General features: G+C 60.6%; 17 protein-coding genes. 13 read left to right on the forward strand and 4 right to left on the reverse strand.

Annotation, left to right across the window (positions count from 1 at the left end; all coding sequences use genetic code 11):
- Position 1: 1 nt before the first annotated feature.
- The 13 genes from IAI51_RS12775 to IAI51_RS12835 all read left to right on the forward strand — a co-directional run bounded on the left by IAI51_RS12775 (position 2) and on the right by IAI51_RS12835 (position 12586).
- Positions 2–1273 carry a glutamate-5-semialdehyde dehydrogenase gene (locus tag IAI51_RS12775; RefSeq protein WP_187678818.1) on the forward strand — a complete coding sequence of 424 codons (1272 nt, stop codon included), beginning with the start codon at positions 2–4 and terminating at the stop codon, positions 1271–1273.
- A complete protein-coding gene (gene nadD / locus IAI51_RS12780) occupies positions 1242–1964 on the forward strand; it encodes a nicotinate-nucleotide adenylyltransferase (protein WP_262410337.1) in 723 nt (240 codons plus the stop codon). The genes IAI51_RS12775 and nadD overlap by 32 nt, the downstream gene beginning before the upstream one ends.
- Before the next feature lie 72 nt (positions 1965–2036).
- Complete coding sequence (gene rsfS, locus IAI51_RS12785) at positions 2037–2531, forward strand: ribosome silencing factor (protein WP_187678819.1); 495 nt, start codon at positions 2037–2039, stop codon at positions 2529–2531.
- Positions 2532–2540: 9 nt separating this feature from the next.
- Positions 2541–3008, forward strand: a complete 468-nt coding sequence (gene rlmH / locus IAI51_RS12790) for a 23S rRNA (pseudouridine(1915)-N(3))-methyltransferase RlmH (protein WP_003185785.1) — start codon at positions 2541–2543, stop codon at positions 3006–3008.
- Positions 3009–3018: 10 nt separating this feature from the next.
- Entirely contained in the window at positions 3019–4914 is a 1896-nt protein-coding gene (gene mrdA / locus IAI51_RS12795; protein ID WP_187678820.1) for a penicillin-binding protein 2, read from the forward strand.
- Between the two features lie 31 nt (positions 4915–4945).
- Entirely contained in the window at positions 4946–6049 is a 1104-nt protein-coding gene (gene rodA / locus IAI51_RS12800) for a rod shape-determining protein RodA (RefSeq protein ID WP_187678843.1), read from the forward strand.
- A gap of 17 nt (positions 6050–6066) precedes the next feature.
- Positions 6067–7077, forward strand: coding sequence for a lytic murein transglycosylase B (gene mltB / locus IAI51_RS12805; protein WP_187678821.1), 1011 nt, complete (start codon positions 6067–6069; stop codon positions 7075–7077).
- Positions 7077–8087: a septal ring lytic transglycosylase RlpA family protein gene (locus IAI51_RS12810; RefSeq protein ID WP_187678822.1), complete on the forward strand. Its 1011-nt coding sequence runs from the start codon at positions 7077–7079 to the stop codon at positions 8085–8087. The genes mltB and IAI51_RS12810 overlap by 1 nt, the downstream gene beginning before the upstream one ends.
- 188 nt (positions 8088–8275) lie before the next feature.
- Complete coding sequence (locus IAI51_RS12815; protein ID WP_187678823.1) at positions 8276–9433, forward strand: D-alanyl-D-alanine carboxypeptidase family protein; 1158 nt, start codon at positions 8276–8278, stop codon at positions 9431–9433.
- A gap of 79 nt (positions 9434–9512) precedes the next feature.
- Positions 9513–9788 carry a DUF493 domain-containing protein gene (locus tag IAI51_RS12820; RefSeq protein ID WP_077574665.1) on the forward strand — a complete coding sequence of 92 codons (276 nt, stop codon included), beginning with the start codon at positions 9513–9515 and terminating at the stop codon, positions 9786–9788.
- Positions 9788–10435 (forward strand): lipoyl(octanoyl) transferase LipB, encoded by a 648-nt coding sequence (lipB, locus tag IAI51_RS12825; RefSeq protein WP_008087909.1) that lies wholly within the window; start codon positions 9788–9790, stop codon positions 10433–10435. Before IAI51_RS12820 ends, lipB begins: the two co-directional genes overlap by 1 nt.
- A 25-nt stretch (positions 10436–10460) precedes the next feature.
- Positions 10461–11459 carry a lipoyl synthase gene (gene lipA / locus IAI51_RS12830; protein ID WP_161986515.1) on the forward strand — a complete coding sequence of 333 codons (999 nt, stop codon included), beginning with the start codon at positions 10461–10463 and terminating at the stop codon, positions 11457–11459.
- 176 nt (positions 11460–11635) lie between these two features.
- Positions 11636–12586, forward strand: coding sequence for an LD-carboxypeptidase (locus IAI51_RS12835; RefSeq protein ID WP_187678824.1), 951 nt, complete (start codon positions 11636–11638; stop codon positions 12584–12586).
- A 91-nt stretch (positions 12587–12677) separates the two neighbouring features.
- Here IAI51_RS12835 and IAI51_RS12840 read toward each other — a convergent pair whose 3' ends face one another.
- The 4 genes from IAI51_RS12840 to lptE all read right to left on the reverse strand — a co-directional run bounded on the left by IAI51_RS12840 (position 12678) and on the right by lptE (position 16064).
- Positions 12678–14000: a lytic murein transglycosylase gene (locus tag IAI51_RS12840; protein WP_187678825.1), complete on the reverse strand. Its 1323-nt coding sequence runs from the start codon at positions 13998–14000 to the stop codon at positions 12678–12680.
- Between the two features lie 61 nt (positions 14001–14061).
- Positions 14062–14226: an alternative ribosome rescue factor ArfA gene (gene arfA / locus IAI51_RS12845; protein WP_047602548.1), complete on the reverse strand. Its 165-nt coding sequence runs from the start codon at positions 14224–14226 to the stop codon at positions 14062–14064.
- Between the two features lie 155 nt (positions 14227–14381).
- The gene (gene holA, locus IAI51_RS12850; protein WP_187678826.1) at positions 14382–15419 is read right to left on the reverse strand and encodes a DNA polymerase III subunit delta; all 1038 of its coding nucleotides are present in this window, start codon (positions 15417–15419) and stop codon (positions 14382–14384) included.
- A 39-nt stretch (positions 15420–15458) separates the two neighbouring features.
- Positions 15459–16064 carry an LPS assembly lipoprotein LptE gene (gene lptE / locus IAI51_RS12855; RefSeq protein ID WP_187678827.1) on the reverse strand — a complete coding sequence of 202 codons (606 nt, stop codon included), beginning with the start codon at positions 16062–16064 and terminating at the stop codon, positions 15459–15461.
- Positions 16065–16078 lie beyond the last annotated feature (14 nt).

Consider the following 16078-nt stretch of genomic DNA (forward strand, 5'->3'; position numbering starts at 1 on the left):
CATGACTGAGTCCGTTCTTGACTACATGACCCGATTGGGTCGCGCCGCCCGCGAAGCTTCCCGGGTCATTGGCCGTGCCAGCACCGCGCAGAAAAACCGCGCCTTGCAGGCTGCTGCCAATGCCTTGGACGCCGCTCGCACGGAGCTGGCGGTAGCCAACGAGCGGGATCTGGCTGTCGGTCGCGCCAATGGCCTGGAGCCTGCGTTGCTTGAACGTCTGGAACTGACTCCGGCGCGTATCGACGGCATGATCGTCGGCCTGCGCCAGGTCGCGGCGCTGCCGGATCCGGTCGGCTCCATCCGTGACATGAGCTTCCGCCCGTCGGGGATTCAGGTCGGTAAGATGCGCGTGCCGCTGGGCGTGATCGGGATCATTTATGAATCCCGGCCCAACGTGACCATCGACGCCGCCAGCCTTTGCCTGAAATCCGGCAACGCGACCATCCTGCGCGGCGGTTCCGAGGCGATTCATTCCAACCGGGCGATTGCCGCATGCATTCAGCGCGGTCTGGCCGAGGCCGAGTTGCCAGCAGCCGTGGTGCAAGTAGTCGAAACCACCGACCGCGCCGCCGTTGGCGCGATGATCACCATGCCCGAGTACGTCGATGTGATCGTGCCGCGCGGTGGCCGTGGCCTGATCGAACGTATCAGCCGTGATGCCTGCGTGCCGGTGATCAAGCATCTGGACGGCATCTGCCACGTTTATGTCAGCGAGCACGCCGACCTCCCGAAGGCCCAGCGTATCGCCTTCAATGCCAAGACTTACCGTTATGGCATCTGCGGTGCGATGGAGACCTTGCTGGTCGATCAGACGGTTGCGAAGGATTTCCTGCCGTCGATGGCAGCCCAGTTCCGCGAAAAAGGCGTCGAGCTGCGTGGTTGCGAGCGCACCCGGGCAATCATCGAAGCCGTCGCGGCCAGCGAAGACGACTGGAACACCGAGTATCTGGCGCCGATACTGTCGATCCGCGTGGTCGACGGTCTGGATCAGGCTATTGAGCACATCAACCATTACGGCTCCCACCACACCGACTCGATCGTCAGCGAAAACCTCGCCGACACCCGCCGGTTCGTAGCGGAAGTCGACTCGGCGTCGGTGATGATCAACACCCCGACCTGCTTCGCCGATGGATTTGAATACGGATTGGGTGCCGAGATCGGCATTTCTACTGATAAGCTGCACGCCCGCGGCCCGGTGGGCCTCGAAGGACTGACCTGCGAGAAGTACATCGTGGTCGGTGATGGCCAGTTGCGCGGCCAGGCGACGGTCTGACTTGACCGACCTCGACCTGACAGCGCCGCAGCCCGGCAGCGAGTCCCGCCCACGACGCATCGGCATCCTGGGCGGAACGTTCGACCCGGTGCACATCGGCCATTTGCGCGGAGGCCTGGAAGTGGCCGAAGCGCTGGCACTGGATGAACTGCGCCTGACGCCCAGCGCGCGACCGCCACACCGCGATACGCCGCAGGTGTCGGCGCAGGATCGGTTGGCGATGGTTGAGTGCGCGGTGGCCGGAGTGCCGCCGCTGGTGGTAGACGCCCGCGAATTGCAGCGGGACAAACCGTCTTACACTATTGATACCCTGGAGTTGATGCGTGCCGAAATGGCCGCCGAGACCCAGGTTTTTCTGCTTTTGGGCTGGGACGCATTTTGCGGCCTGCCCACTTGGCACCGCTGGGAAGAGTTGCTCCAGCATTGCCACATCCTGGTGCTACAGCGCCCGGACGCCGACAGCGAACCGCCGGATGCCTTGCGCAACCTGCTGGCAGCGCGTTCGGTGAGCGACCCGCTGGCCCTGAAAGGGCCGAGCGGACAGATTGCATTCGTCTGGCAGACACCGCTTGCGGTCTCCGCCACCCAGATCCGTCAACTGCTGGCCAGCGGTAAGTCGGTACGCTTCCTGGTGCCCGACGCGGTCCTGGCCTACATCGATGCGCACGGTCTGTACCGTGCGTCGAACTGAACAAGGCGTGCTTCACTGATACGAATCCACGTGTCGCCAAGCCGCCGAATATATGAGCAAAACGAGTTTTATATGACTGACAAAGACCAAACCAAAGTAAAGCGCAAAGGCACATTCAAGAGCGCCCCGCTGCCAGAGCCGGTCAACACCAATGAGCCGCTGAAAGGCGACGACCTGGTCAAACTGGCCGTGGCTGCCCTGGAAGACGTCAAGGCGCAAGACATCCAGATCATCGATGTTCGCGACAAGCAAAGCATCACTGACTACATGATCATCGCCACCGGTACATCCAATCGCCAGATCAACGCGATGCTCGACAAGGTTCGCGAAGAAGTCAAAAAGCAGGGCGCCAAGCCGCTGGGCGAAGAAGGCAAGGGCGACAGCGACTGGGTGCTGCTCGATCTGGACCTGGTAATCGTGCACATGATGACTGCCTCGGCTCGTCAGTTCTACGATCTGGAACGCCTGTGGGCCGGTGCCGAGCAAAGCCGTGCGGCAGACGCCAAGCACCACAGCCCGGAAAACACCCACGAGCATTTCACCAAGCTCAACAAAGACCAGCTGTAAGGGATTGCTGTGCGACTGCGACTGATCGCCGTCGGTTCACGCATGCCCAAATGGGTGGAAGAAGGCTGGCATGAATATGCCAAGCGTCTTCCGTCCGAGCTGGCGCTGGAACTGGTGGAAATACCGCTCAATACCCGTGGCAAGAATGCCGACGTGGCCCGTTTCATCCGCCAGGAAGGCGAAGCCATGCTGGCCAAGGTCGGGCCGAACGAGCGGATCGTCACGCTGGAAGTCCACGGCAAACCCTGGAGCACCGAGCAACTGGCGGTCGAACTCGACCGCTGGCGCCTGGATTCACGCACGGTCAATTTCATGGTCGGTGGCCCGGAAGGGCTGGCGCCGGAAGTCTGTGCCCGCGCTGATCAGCGTTGGTCGTTGTCACCGTTGACGCTGCCGCACCCGCTGGTGCGGATTCTGATCGGCGAACAGTTGTACCGTGCCTGGACCGTGCTGTCCGGTCACCCTTACCACAAGTAAGCCTGCCCACATGTCTCAGCCGATCCGCATCAAGGACCACGAAAAGGACGCACGCCTGGTGCGTAGCCGCGTCGTGTTCGGGGCCATTGTGATCGTGATGCTGATTGGCGTGCTGATCGCGCGGCTTTATTTCCTGCAGGTGATCCAGTACGAGTATCACTCGACCCTGTCGGAAAACAACCGCGTACATGTGCAGCCGATTCCGCCGACGCGCGGGCTGATTTTCGACCGCAACGGCGTAGTGGTGGCGGACAACCGTCCCAGCTTCAGCCTGAGCATGACCCGCGAGCGTTCCGGCGACTGGCAGCAAGTGCTCGACGTCATCGTCGAAGTGCTGGAGCTGACGCCCGAAGACCGGGTGATCTTCGAGAAGCGCATGCGTCAGGGGCGCCGGCCGTTCGAGCCGGTGCCGATCCTGTTCGAGCTGACCGAAGAGCAGATCGCTCGTATCGCGGTGAACCAGTTCCGTCTGCCGGGCGTTGAGGTGGTCGCGCAACTGGTTCGCCATTATCCGCAGGGCGCGCATTTTGCGCATTCGGTGGGTTATATGGGGCGAATCAACGAGAAAGAGCTGAAAACCCTCGATCCGGTCAACTACAGCGGCACCCACCACATCGGCAAAACCGGTATTGAACGTTTCTACGAACCGGAACTGCACGGGCAGGTGGGTTACGAAGAAGTCGAGACCAATGCCCGTGGCCGCGTCTTGCGCGTGCTCAAGCGAACCGATCCGATTCCCGGCAAGGACATCGTCCTGAGTCTGGACATCAAGTTGCAGGAAGCTGCCGAAGCCGCGCTGGGCGGGCGTCGTGGCGCGGTGGTGGCGCTTGATCCAAAGACCGGCGAAGTGCTGGCGATGGTCAGTCAGCCGAGCTTCGATCCGAACCTTTTCGTCACCGGGATCAGCTTCAAGGCCTACGCCGAGTTGCGTGACTCCATTGACCGGCCACTGTTTAACCGCGTGTTGCGCGGTCTGTACCCACCGGGTTCGACGATCAAACCGGCGGTGGCGATTGCCGGTCTCGATTCGGGCGTGGTGACGGCGTCCAGCCGGGTGTTCGACCCGGGCTACTACATGCTGCCCAACTACGACCACAAATACCGCAACTGGAACCGCACCGGTGACGGCTTCGTCGACCTCGACACGGCGATCATGCGTTCCAACGACACCTACTTCTATGATCTGGCGCACAAGCTCGGCATTGATCGGTTGTCGGCTTACATGAACAAGTTCGGCATCGGCCAGAAGGTCTCGCTGGACATGTTCGAAGAATCCCCGGGCCTGATGCCGTCCCGTGAATGGAAACGAGCGACCCGCAAGCAGGCCTGGTTCCCGGGCGAAACCCTCATCCTCGGGATCGGCCAGGGCTACATGCAGTCGACCCCGCTGCAGCTGGCTCAGGCCACGGCGCTGGTGGCGAACAAAGGCGTGTGGAACCGACCGCACCTGGCCAAATCGCTGGAAGGGGTGAAGCCGGTGGACGAAAACCCGATGCCGAACATCATTCTGCGTGATCCGTCGGACTGGACCAAGGTCAACCACGGCATGCAACAGGTAATGCATGGCGCCCGGGGTACCGCGCGAAAAGCGGCCATCGGCGCGCAATACCGGATCGCCGGCAAGTCGGGTACTGCCCAGGTGGTGGCGATCAAACAGGGCGAGAAGTACGACCGTTCCAAGGTTCAGGAGCGCCATCGCGACCACGCCTTGTTCGTCGGTTTTGCCCCGGCCGATGATCCGCGCATTGTCGTGTCTGTGATGGTCGAGAACGGTGAGTCCGGTTCCGGCGTCGCCGCCCCGGTAGTTCGTCAGGTGATGGACGCCTGGCTGCTCGATCAGGACGGACGTTTGAAGGCCGAATACGCCAGCCCAATCAGTGCGGAGGCTACGGCCCGTGATGAATAATTTTGATCGCATGCTCTCCAGCGAGGATGTGATGCGTCGCCGTGCGACGCTGCTGCAAAGACTGCATATCGATGGCCCGTTGCTGATCCTGCTGCTGATCCTCGCCGCCGGCAGCCTGTTCGTGCTGTATTCGGCCAGCGGCAAGAGCTGGGATTTGCTCGCCAAACAGGCCACTTCGTTCGGCATCGGTCTGGTGTCGATGATCGTCATCGCCCAGTTTGAACCGCGCTTCATGGCCCGTTGGGTGCCACTCGGTTACGTGATCGGCGTGGTGTTGCTGCTGGTGGTGGACATCATGGGCCACAACGCCATGGGCGCCACACGCTGGATCAACATTCCCGGGGTGATCCGCTTCCAGCCTTCCGAATTCATGAAGATTCTGATGCCGGCGACCATTGCCTGGTATCTGTCCAAACGCACTTTGCCGCCACAGCTCAAGCACGTTGGCATCAGCCTGATGCTGATCGGTGTGCCGTTCGTTCTGATCGTGCGCCAGCCGGACCTCGGCACCTCGCTGCTGATTCTGGCCGGCGGGGCGTTCGTACTGTTCATGGGCGGGCTGCGCTGGCGCTGGATCCTCAGCGTGCTGGCCGCTGCGATCCCGGTGTCGGTGGCGATGTGGTTTTTCATCATGCACGACTACCAGAAGCAACGGATCCTGACGTTCCTCGACCCGGAAAGCGATCCGCTCGGTACAGGCTGGAACATTATTCAGTCGAAAGCCGCGATCGGTTCTGGCGGCGTCTTCGGCAAGGGCTGGCTGCTCGGCACCCAGTCGCATCTGGACTTCCTGCCGGAAAGCCACACCGACTTCATCATTGCGGTATTGGGTGAAGAGTTCGGGCTGGTCGGCATCTGCGCGCTGCTTCTGATCTATCTGCTGTTGATTGGCCGGGGGCTGGTGATTACCGCTCAGGCGCAAACGCTGTTCGGCAAATTGCTCGCCGGGGCGTTGACCATGACGTTTTTTGTTTACGTTTTCGTCAACATCGGTATGGTCAGTGGCCTGTTGCCGGTCGTAGGGGTGCCGTTGCCGTTCATTAGCTACGGAGGAACTTCGCTGGTGACGCTGCTGTCAGCGTTTGGGGTTTTGATGTCGATCCATACCCATCGCAAGTGGATCGCACAGGTTTGAATAAGGTGAAGAGTTCAATGCAAGTAATGCGTGGCTGGGCGACTCGATGCGCGCCATGGGTTGGCCTGGTAGGCCTCCTGGGCAGCGTGCAGGAAGCGCTGGCCGGCGAATACGAAGGCTCGCCTCAGGTTGCCGAATTCGTCGGTGAAATGACCCGCGACTACGGTTTCGCCGGTGAGCAACTGATGGGTGTGTTCCGCGAGGCAGCGCGCAAACAGGCGATTCTCGACGCCATCTCCAGGCCCGCCGAACGGGTCAAGCAGTGGAAAGAATACCGCCCGATGTTCATCACCGATGCGCGTATCGCCCGTGGTGTGGACTTCTGGCGCCAGCACGAGGCGACGCTGGCCCGTGCCGAGCAGGAATACGGCGTACCGGCACAAGTCATCGTGTCGATCATCGGCGTTGAGACCTTTTTCGGGCGTAATACCGGTAATTACCGGGTGATCGATGCCTTGTCCACCCTCGGTTTCGACTATCCTCCCCGTGCCGAATTTTTCCGCAAGGAACTGCGTGAGTTCCTGCTGCTGGCGCGCGAAGAGCAGGTCGATCCGTTGACCCTCAAAGGCTCCTACGCGGGTGCCATGGGCTTGCCGCAATTCATGCCGAGCAGCTTTCGCGCCTATGCGGTGGATTTCGACGGTGACGGCCACATCAATATCTGGAACAACCCGGATGATGCGATCGGCAGCGTCGCGAGTTATTTCAAGCGCCACGGCTGGGTCGCTGGCGAGCCTGTGGTCAGCCGCGCCGATGTGCGCGGCGAGCAGGTCGATGAAGGCCTGACCACCGGCATCGAACCGACAAAGACCGTCGGGGAGTTGCGAGCGCTGGGCTGGTCGAGTCATGATGCGCTGCGCGATGACATGCCGGTCACTGCATTTCGCCTCGAAGGCGACAACGGCCCTGAATACTGGATGGGCCTGAAGAATTTCTACGCGATCACGCGTTATAACCGCAGCGTGATGTACGCCATGGCCGTACATCAACTGTCTGAACAGCTGGTACAAGCACGGGGCGTCAAGTAATGCGGGCATTGCCTATCAATAAACCCCTGAAGCTGGTGGCATTCACTGCGTTGGCGGTGCTGGTCGCCAGTTGTTCGACCAGCCGTACCCCGACTCAAAAAGCACCGTCTACCGCTGTGCGCGCACAGCCGGGGCTGGACATCAACCGCGCCCACAAAGATGGCGCGCCGTGGTGGGACGTCGATGTCTCGCGCATTCCTGATGCCACGCCGACCCTGCATACCGGCGCGTACAAGGCCAACCCTTACACGGTGCTGGGCAAGACCTACTTCCCGTTGCAGGAATCCAAGACGTACGTCGCTTCCGGCACCGCGTCCTGGTACGGCACCAAGTTCCACGGGCAGAACACCGCCAACGGCGAGGTCTATGACTTGTACGGCATGAGTGCCGCCCACAAGACATTGCCACTGCCAAGTTACGTTCGGGTGACCAACCTGGACAATAACCGTACGGTGATCCTGCGTGTTAACGACCGTGGGCCGTTCTACTCTGATCGCATCATTGACTTGTCCTATGCCGCCGCGAAGAAACTCGGTTACGCCGAAACCGGCACCGCGCGAGTCAAGGTCGAAGGCATTGATCCACAGCTATGGTGGGCCGCCAAGGGCCGTCCGGCGCCTTTGATGCTCAACGAGCCGCAAGTCGCGCAGAATAGCGCCCCGGTGATCACGGCTTCGGCCGGCACCGTCGAGCAATGGACTCCGCCGCCGCAGCAACACGCCGCGGCTGTTGTGCCAGTTCAGCTCGACGCAAAAAAAAACGCTTCTGCAACAGCGTCTGGCCAGTATCTGCAGGTGGGCGCGTTCGCCAACCCGGACGCTGCAGAACTCCTGAGGTCGAAGCTCAGCGGGATGGTGAGCGCTCCGGTGTTCATCAGCTCGATCGTGCGCAATCAGCAGACCCTGCACCGGGTACGCCTGGGGCCGATCGGCTCGCCGGGTGAAATTGCCCAGGTCCAGAACAGCGTGCGCCTGGCCAACCTTGGTTCGCCAAGTGTGGTGACCGAGTAAGTAATACGTAGGACTTGATTGACGATTCACCAGCGATTGGGGGGTGAATCAGGTTGTTGGCTCGTCGAAGAACAAAAGCCCGGCAAGGGTGACTGGAGTGAGCAACTGAACACGCGATAACCCGTTAGAAGGTTATTTGATTAGTTTTTGCCCTTGGGCAAGTTTCCATTAGCGATTTCGAGAGACGGATGAACATCACCACCTTTGCCAAACGCCTGTGTCTGCTAGTCCCGCTGCTCCTCTCGCCAGCCGCCTTCGCGGCCGAGATGATGCCATCGCCACCACAACTGGCCGCCAAGGCTTACGTGCTCATGGACGCCAGCAGCGGCAACGTGCTGGTCGAGAACAACGGTGACCAGCGTCTGCCGCCGGCCAGCCTGACCAAACTGATGACCGCGTACATCGCTACGCTGGAAATCCGTCGTGGCCAGATCGGTGAAAACGATCCGGTGACTGTCAGCGAAAACGCCTGGCGTACCGGCGGTTCGCGGATGTTCATCAAAGTCGGCTCGCAGGTGACTGTCAGCGACCTGCTGCACGGCATCATCATCCAGTCCGGCAACGACGCCAGCGTGGCGCTGTCCGAGCACATCGCCGGCAGCGAAGATGCGTTCGCCGACCTGATGAACAAGACTGTCACCGATCTGGGCATGACCAACTCCCACTTCATGAACCCGACCGGTCTGCCGAACCCTGAACACTATTCATCGGCACACGACATGGCGATCCTGGCTCGCGCGATCATCCACGAAGACCCGGCTCACTACGCGATCTACTCGCAGAAAGAGTTCTTCTGGAACGGCATCAAACAGCCTAACCGCAACCTGCTGCTGTGGCGCGACAAGACCGTCGACGGTCTGAAAACCGGTCACACCGACGAAGCCGGCTACTGCATGGTGTCCTCGGCTGTACGTGATGGTCAGCGTCTGATCGCCGTCGTGTTCGGTACCAACAGCGAAGTGGCTCGTGCCGCTGAAACCCAGAAGCTGCTGACCTACGGTTTCCGCTTCTTCGAAACCCAGACCTTCTATCAGAAGGGCACCGAACTGGCTCAGGCCCCGGTGTGGAAAGGCACCACCAATCAAGTCAAGGCCGGCCTGGCTCAAGACTTGACCATGACTCTGCCGAAAGGCCAGCTGAAGAAGCTCGCTGCCAGCATGACCATGAACCCGCAACTGACCGCGCCAATCGCCAAGGGCGACGTGATCGGTAAAGTCGAAGTCAAACTGGAAGACAAGGTGGTGCACAGCGCCGACCTGATCGCTCTGGATGGCGTCGAGGAGGGTGGTATCTTCCGCCGCATGTGGGATAGCATCCGTCTATTCTTCTACGGCTTGTTCAACTGATTTGTGTTGACCTGCATGGCCCCGCCCCGATCCGGTGCGGGGCCATGCGCGTTACCACGGCTTAAGAGGCCGTTACGCCATGACCGATACCGAAGTAAAGGCGCCAAAGATCGAATTTCCCCAGACTGATTATCCGATTAAGGTGATCAGCGATACGGGTGTTGGCAACAAGGACAAGATCATCGAGATCGTTCTGAAACACGCGACCATCAATGATGAGCGCATCGACGAGCGTCAAAGCACCAACGGCAAATACACCACCATTCAGTTGCACATCGTCGCAACCGATCAAGATCAGCTGTACAACATCAACAGCGAACTGCGGGCGACCGGCTTCGTGCACATGGTGTTGTGATGCCGGGCACGCTGGGCTTTCGTGAGCTCGGCCAGATGGCTTACGAGCCGGTCTGGCATGCCATGCAACGCTTTACCAACGAACGCGGCAGCGATGCCGCCGACGAAATCTGGCTCGTCGAACACCCGCCGGTGTTCACTCAGGGCCAGGCCGGCAAGGCCGAACACTTGTTGCTGCCGGGAGATATCCCGGTGGTGCAGGTCGATCGCGGCGGCCAGGTGACCTACCATGGCCCCGGCCAACTGGTGGCTTATTTGTTGCTGGATGTACGCAAGCTGGGTTTCGGCGTGCGTGATCTGGTCAGCCGCATGGAGCTTTGCCTGATCGAACTGCTGGCCAGCTACGGCGTGACCGCCGCGGCCAAGCCAGATGCTCCCGGCGTGTACGTCGATGGAGCGAAAATCGCTTCTCTGGGTTTGCGGATTCGCCACGGTTGTTCCTTTCATGGCCTGGCCCTGAACGTGGATATGAACCTGGAACCGTTTCGACGGATTAATCCCTGCGGCTACGCCGGGCTGGCGATGACCCAGCTGAGCGACCACGCAGGATCGATTGAATTTGCCGAGGTAAGTGCCCGGCTGCGCGCGCAGCTCGTCAAACACCTCGACTATGCTGAGCAGACGACCCTGACGGGCGGAATCGACTGATATGACTACTGATGCAGTGCAAACCATGATCCCGACGCTCGACGTGACTGAGCGCCCGGCCCCGCGTCCCAAGGTCGAAGCCGGCGTCAAGCTGCGCGGCGCCGAGAAGGTTGCACGCATCCCGGTAAAGATCATTCCGACCACCGAGCTGCCGAAGAAGCCTGACTGGATTCGCGTACGCATCCCAGTTTCGCCGGAAGTCGACCGTATCAAGAGCCTGCTGCGCAAACACAAACTGCACAGCGTCTGCGAAGAAGCCTCCTGCCCGAACCTGGGCGAGTGCTTCTCCGGTGGCACCGCGACCTTCATGATCATGGGTGACATCTGCACCCGTCGCTGCCCGTTCTGTGACGTTGGCCACGGTCGTCCGAAACCACTGGACGTCAACGAGCCGGAAAGCCTGGCCATCGCCATCGCCGACCTCAAGCTCAAGTACGTGGTGATCACCTCGGTTGACCGCGACGACCTGCGTGACGGCGGTGCCCAGCACTTTGCCGACTGCATTCGCGAAATCCGCAAACTGTCGCCGAATGTGCAATTGGAAACCCTGGTCCCGGACTACCGTGGCCGCATGGACGTCGCCCTGGAAATCACCGCGGCCGAGCCGCCGGATGTGTTCAACCACAACCTCGAAACCGTGCCGCGCCTGTATAAGGCTGCGCGTCCGGGTTCGGACTACCAGTGGTCGCTGACCCTGCTGCAACGCTTCAAGCAGATGATGCCGCACATTCCGACCAAGTCCGGCCTGATGCTGGGTCTGGGCGAGACCGACGAAGAAGTCATCGAAGTCATGAAGCGCATGCGCGAACACGACATCGACATGCTGACGCTGGGGCAGTACCTGCAACCGTCGCGCAGCCACTTGCCGGTGCAGCGTTTCGTGCACCCGGACACCTTCGCCTGGTTCGCCGAGGAAGGTTACAAGATGGGCTTCAAGAACGTTGCGTCCGGTCCGTTGGTGCGTTCTTCGTACCACGCCGACGAGCAGGCGAAGCTGGTCAAGGCTGAGCTGCTGGGTTCCTGATTTCTGCGCTGAACTGAAAAATGCCCGCCGAGGCCTCAACGCCCGGCGGGCATTTTTTTGCCTGTCCTACAACACGCAGCCACTTTTCCTGCGAGTCGTGGAGGAGCAAAGCCTCTTCTGTTTATCGCGGTTCCTGACTACTGTGTGCCCATGACTTTATACGCGGAGACTCATGGATGACTGTTCGACCGACCCACACACTTTGTCCTTATCGTGCCGTGCCAGCGCTGCCGTCCGAGGGACTGATTGGCCTTATCGCACCCGCCGGCCCCGGCGTCCTCGACACCGACAAGGCTGTGCAGTGGATGCGCGCCCGGGGTTATGGACTGCGTGTGTTTCCCGGAGTCTATGAAAAAGACGGCTATCTGGCTGGCAGTGATGACGTGCGGCTTAACGATCTGCATGCCGCGTTCGCCGATCCCGAGGTCGACGCGATCATCTGCTTGCGCGGTGGCTACGGTACACCGCGACTGCTGGATCGGATCGACTTCGATCTGTTGAGTCGCAATGCCAAGCCGTTTGTCGGCTACAGCGACATCACCGCGTTGCATCTGGCCATCAGTCGTTACGCGGGTTTCGTCACCTTTCACGGGCCGTTGCTCAATGCCGACCTGTTGGGTGACAAGGAGCCGCCGACTGTCACTTCATTCTTTGCCATGCTGCGCGGTCAACTGAAAGCGGGCAGTTTGCTCAGCCATCCCGTGGCCTATCCGTTGACCACGGTCGAGCCAGGTATTGCCCACGGGCGCTTGCTCGGCGGCAATCTGGCGATGATCGCAGCGACGTTGGGTACACCTTACGAAATCGACGTCGAGGGGGTGATTCTGTTCATCGAGGATATCAACGAGCCGTTGTATCGCATCGACCGCTTGCTGACCCAGATGCGTCTGGCCGGCAAGTTGGCCAAGTTGCGCGGGGTGTTGGTCGGGGATATCGCGGGAGTTGATGTCGAGGCGTTGAATCGCTTGCTCAAGCAGACCTTTGAACCGTTGCGGATTCCGGTGCTGTCAGGATGGCGCAGTGGGCATTGTGACCCGAACCTGACGTTGCCACTGGGTGCGCTGGTGCGGCTGGATGCGGGGAAGAAAGAGTTGATGCTGGAGCAGGATGTAGTGGTTCGACGGTAGTCCGGGTGATGCAAAAAAGATCGCAGCCTGCGGTAGCTTCTACAGAAATCGGTGTAGGAGCTGCCGCAGGCTGCGATCTTTTGATTCTGCTTTACTGCGTACGCAGGCTCTCGAGCAGCTTGTGCGTCGGATACCCGTCCGCTGGCCAGCCAAACGACTGCTGGGCACTGCGGATCGCCTTGCGCGTATTCGCGCCGATAATCCCGTCCGCCGCGCCGGCATCGTAGTTGCGGGCACTCAGCAAGGTTTGCAATTCGATCCGCTCGGTGCGGCTCAGCGGCAAATCATCTTTCGGCCAGGTGCCATTGATCAGACCACCGCCATCGAAGCGCTCGGACAACAAACTCACGGCCAAGGCGTACGACGAAGAGTTGTTGTATTTGAGGATCGCCCGGAAGTTGTCAAGGATCAGGAAGGCCGGGCCACGATAACCGGCCGGCAGCAACAGGGCGGCGGACAGCTGTTCGGAACCTGCGGGTACCTGACCGCCATTGGGCAGGGTCACACCCAACTGACGCCATTCGGCGACGCTTTTACGAATCGCACCGTCCGCCAGCGTGTAGTTGAAGCTGCTCGGCAGTTGCACCTCGAAACCCCAAGGCTGGCCGCGCTGCCAGCCAGAGCTTTGCAGGTAGTGCGCAGTCGAGGCCAGGGCGTCGGCCGGGCTGCCCCAGATGTCGCGGCGACCGTCACCGTCGAAATCCACAGCGTGGGTGTTGTAGGTGGTCGGAATGAACTGGGTCTGGCCCATGGCGCCGGCCCAGGAACCGAGCATCTTCTCGGGTGTGATATCGCCTTGTTGCAGAATTTGTAGCGCGGCGATCAATTGCGCGTGTGCAAAGCCCGGACGGCGGCCTTCGTAGGCGAGGGTGGCCAGCGAGTTGATCACCGATTTGCTGCCCTGGAATTGACCGAAGTTACTTTCCATGCCCCACACCGACACCAGTGCCTGACGATCAACGCCATAACGCTGTTCGATGCTTTGCAGAATGTCGGCGTACTGGTTGATCAGCGCCTGGCCTTTGCGTACTCGCAGCGGCGATAGCGCGCCATCGAGGTATTCCCAGACCGGGCGGGAGAACTCTGGCTGGCTGCGATCGGCGCGAATCACGCTGGCGTCGAAGCTGACACTGGCAAACGCACGATCGAACAGATCGGCGCGGATCCCGGCGGCGAGCGCATCCTTGCGAAAACCCGCCTGCCATTCGGCAAAGGACTGGGTCGGTTGAAGGTCGAGAGGGTCGGCGGACGGCACTACCGGCGGAATGATCGCTGGGGCCGTGGCGACAGGGGCCGCTTGAAGAGGTTGCGCGTCGGCGGCGGTAGGTTTTTCCGCACAGGCAACAAGCAGGATGAAACTTGTGGCAGCAACCAATTGGCGAACAGGCCAACGATGGGAAAGACAAAAGGGCATGCACAGGTCCAGAGGATACGAATCAGGTGCAGACCTTAACATGACCGGGGGGTACTGTGCTTCAGGCAGCCAGAAAGTAAGAAGCCTCCCAGTTGTCAGACTGGAAGGCTTCGCGGCGGTAGCTGCCTTTACCCTTGGTTGGTCGTTCCTGGCGACTGCGGAACAGGGGTTGGGCGATGATGGATTTGGCCTTGTTCGGGCCATGTTTCGATGGCTTTTTGCTCATGAGGGTTCTCTTGGGTGAGTAGGTTTTGCGGGGGAAATAATCTGCCGATGTCGGGCGTCTGTCTATAGGGCAAATGCAGGTCGTTTTGTAGGAAAACAAGATCAAAAGATCGAAGCGTGCCGTAGCTCCTACAGAAGGCTGCGATCGTCTGATTTTTATTCGGCAGGCAATGACAAACGTTGGCCAGCCATCAACAGTGCCAACCGACTCAGACTCATCCACGGTGACCCGGCCGCCTGGCCCTTGATCTGTGCGTCGATGCGCTGGGCCTCCAGCAACAACTGCGCCCAGCGTTGCGCCGAGTAGCGTTGCAGGGCTTTGCTCATCAACGGTTTGCGCTTGTCCCAGATCGGCGGTTTGGACTGGCTGAAGGCCTTGTCCAGCGGCGTGCCCTGGCTGTACTGCAGCGAGATATTGGCCAGCAGGCGCAACTCCCGCGCCAGCGCCCAGAGAATCACCGGCGGTTCGACACCTTCACCGCGCAGCCCTTCGAGCATGCGCAGGGCGTGAGCCGGTTCGCCGTTGAGTACGGCATCGGTCAGGCCAAACACATCGAAGCGCGCACTGTCCGCCACAGCGGCCTGCACGGTTTCGACGGTGATCTGGCCGCCTTCGGCCATCAGCTTGAGCTTTTCGATTTCTTGCGCAGCGGCGAGCAGGTTGCCCTCGACACGCGCAGCAATCAGTTCCACGGCGTCCTGGCTGGCCGACAACCCGGCCTGAGACAAGCGCTGACGAATCCAGCTTGGCAGTTGATTGGCATCCACCGGCCAGATCTGGATGAACTGGGTTTGCTGGCCTTCAACCAGTGCCTTGCCCCACTTGGTCTTCTGCGCGCTGCCGTCGAGCTTGGGCAGGCTGATCAGCAGGACGGTGTCTTCGGCAGGACGCGAGCAGTATTCGATGAAGGCGGCAGCGCCCTTGTCACCGGGTTTTCCCGACGGAAGACGCAGTTCCAGCAAGCGCTTTTCAGCAAACAACGACATGCTCGCGCCGGCCTGCAACAACGTGCCCCAATCGAAACTGGCGTCGGCGGCGAAGACTTGGCGTTCGTCGAAACCTTGCTGGCGGGCAGCAAGGCGGATGGCATCGGCGGCTTCCTGACATAGCAGCGGGTCATCGCCGCTGATGATGTAGACCGGCGCAAGGGCGCCTTGCAGGTGTTTGCCGAGTTGAGCGGGAGCGAGCTTCATAAGAGCAATCGAACGGGGCGCCTGAGCGCCCCGAACGTCTTACTGCTGCGGAACTTCGAGCGGCGACTGACGCGGGGTTTCCGCTTCAGCCTTTTGCGCCGCTTCCAGCGCGTCGGCTTCTGCCTTGGCGCGGTTATTGGCAGCCTGTTGCAGTTGCTCCAGTTGACCCGGGGTCAGCTGTTGCAGACGCAGCATCATGCGCTGAACCAGCTCGCGACGAATATCGCGACGGGCGTCGTTGGCTTCCTGATCGGAGCCGACGAGGTTGTTGCCGTCGTGGATAAACACTTTCTGCACTTCAAGCTTGTCGCTCAGCAGCGAAAGGTTTTTGTTGCCACGGATGTCGTAGCTCAGGACGGTGTTGACCTGATACTCGCCCGTACGACCGGCACCGGCATAGCTGAGGATGCGCTGGCTTTCCTGTTCGTCAGCCAGGTACAGCTTGTAAGGCGCGCCGCTGTAAATCTTGACGCCGCTGGATTCCAGTACCTGACGCAGTTGGGTGACGGTCTCGCCGTAGGCGTTACGCGCACTCAGGTCGAGTTCCTTGATGGTCAGTTCGGTGGTGCCAGTGCCGCGCAGCTGGAAACCGCAGGCGCTCAACAGGACGGCGAGGCCCATCACCAGCAGATTGCGTTTGATCATTGTGTTGCTCCCCT

This window comes from Pseudomonas sp. N40(2020) (assembly GCF_014472415.1).
In the GTDB taxonomy this organism is placed as follows: Bacteria; Pseudomonadota; Gammaproteobacteria; order Pseudomonadales; family Pseudomonadaceae; genus Aquipseudomonas.

What these genes read in the sequence shown, in the direction of transcription:
- IAI51_RS12775 (WP_187678818.1), top strand. Translation starts at nt 2, where the DNA reads ATGACTGAGTCCGTTCTTGACTACATGACCCGATTGGGTCGCGCCGCC.
- nadD (WP_262410337.1), top strand. Translation starts at nt 1,242, where the DNA reads ATGGCCAGTTGCGCGGCCAGGCGACGGTCTGACTTGACCGACCTCGAC.
- rsfS (WP_187678819.1), top strand. Translation starts at nt 2,037, where the DNA reads ATGACTGACAAAGACCAAACCAAAGTAAAGCGCAAAGGCACATTCAAG.
- mrdA (WP_187678820.1), top strand. Translation starts at nt 3,019, where the DNA reads ATGTCTCAGCCGATCCGCATCAAGGACCACGAAAAGGACGCACGCCTG.
- rodA (WP_187678843.1), top strand. Translation starts at nt 4,946, where the DNA reads ATGCGTCGCCGTGCGACGCTGCTGCAAAGACTGCATATCGATGGCCCG.
- mltB (WP_187678821.1), top strand. Translation starts at nt 6,067, where the DNA reads ATGCAAGTAATGCGTGGCTGGGCGACTCGATGCGCGCCATGGGTTGGC.
- IAI51_RS12810 (WP_187678822.1), top strand. Translation starts at nt 7,077, where the DNA reads ATGCGGGCATTGCCTATCAATAAACCCCTGAAGCTGGTGGCATTCACT.
- IAI51_RS12815 (WP_187678823.1), top strand. Translation starts at nt 8,276, where the DNA reads ATGAACATCACCACCTTTGCCAAACGCCTGTGTCTGCTAGTCCCGCTG.
- IAI51_RS12820 (WP_077574665.1), top strand. Translation starts at nt 9,513, where the DNA reads ATGACCGATACCGAAGTAAAGGCGCCAAAGATCGAATTTCCCCAGACT.
- lipB (WP_008087909.1), top strand. Translation starts at nt 9,788, where the DNA reads ATGCCGGGCACGCTGGGCTTTCGTGAGCTCGGCCAGATGGCTTACGAG.
- lipA (WP_161986515.1), top strand. Translation starts at nt 10,461, where the DNA reads ATGATCCCGACGCTCGACGTGACTGAGCGCCCGGCCCCGCGTCCCAAG.
- IAI51_RS12835 (WP_187678824.1), top strand. Translation starts at nt 11,636, where the DNA reads ATGACTGTTCGACCGACCCACACACTTTGTCCTTATCGTGCCGTGCCA.
- IAI51_RS12840 (WP_187678825.1), bottom strand. Translation starts at nt 14,000, where the DNA reads ATGCCCTTTTGTCTTTCCCATCGTTGGCCTGTTCGCCAATTGGTTGCT.
- arfA (WP_047602548.1), bottom strand. Translation starts at nt 14,226, where the DNA reads ATGAGCAAAAAGCCATCGAAACATGGCCCGAACAAGGCCAAATCCATC.
- holA (WP_187678826.1), bottom strand. Translation starts at nt 15,419, where the DNA reads ATGAAGCTCGCTCCCGCTCAACTCGGCAAACACCTGCAAGGCGCCCTT.
- lptE (WP_187678827.1), bottom strand. Translation starts at nt 16,064, where the DNA reads ATGATCAAACGCAATCTGCTGGTGATGGGCCTCGCCGTCCTGTTGAGC.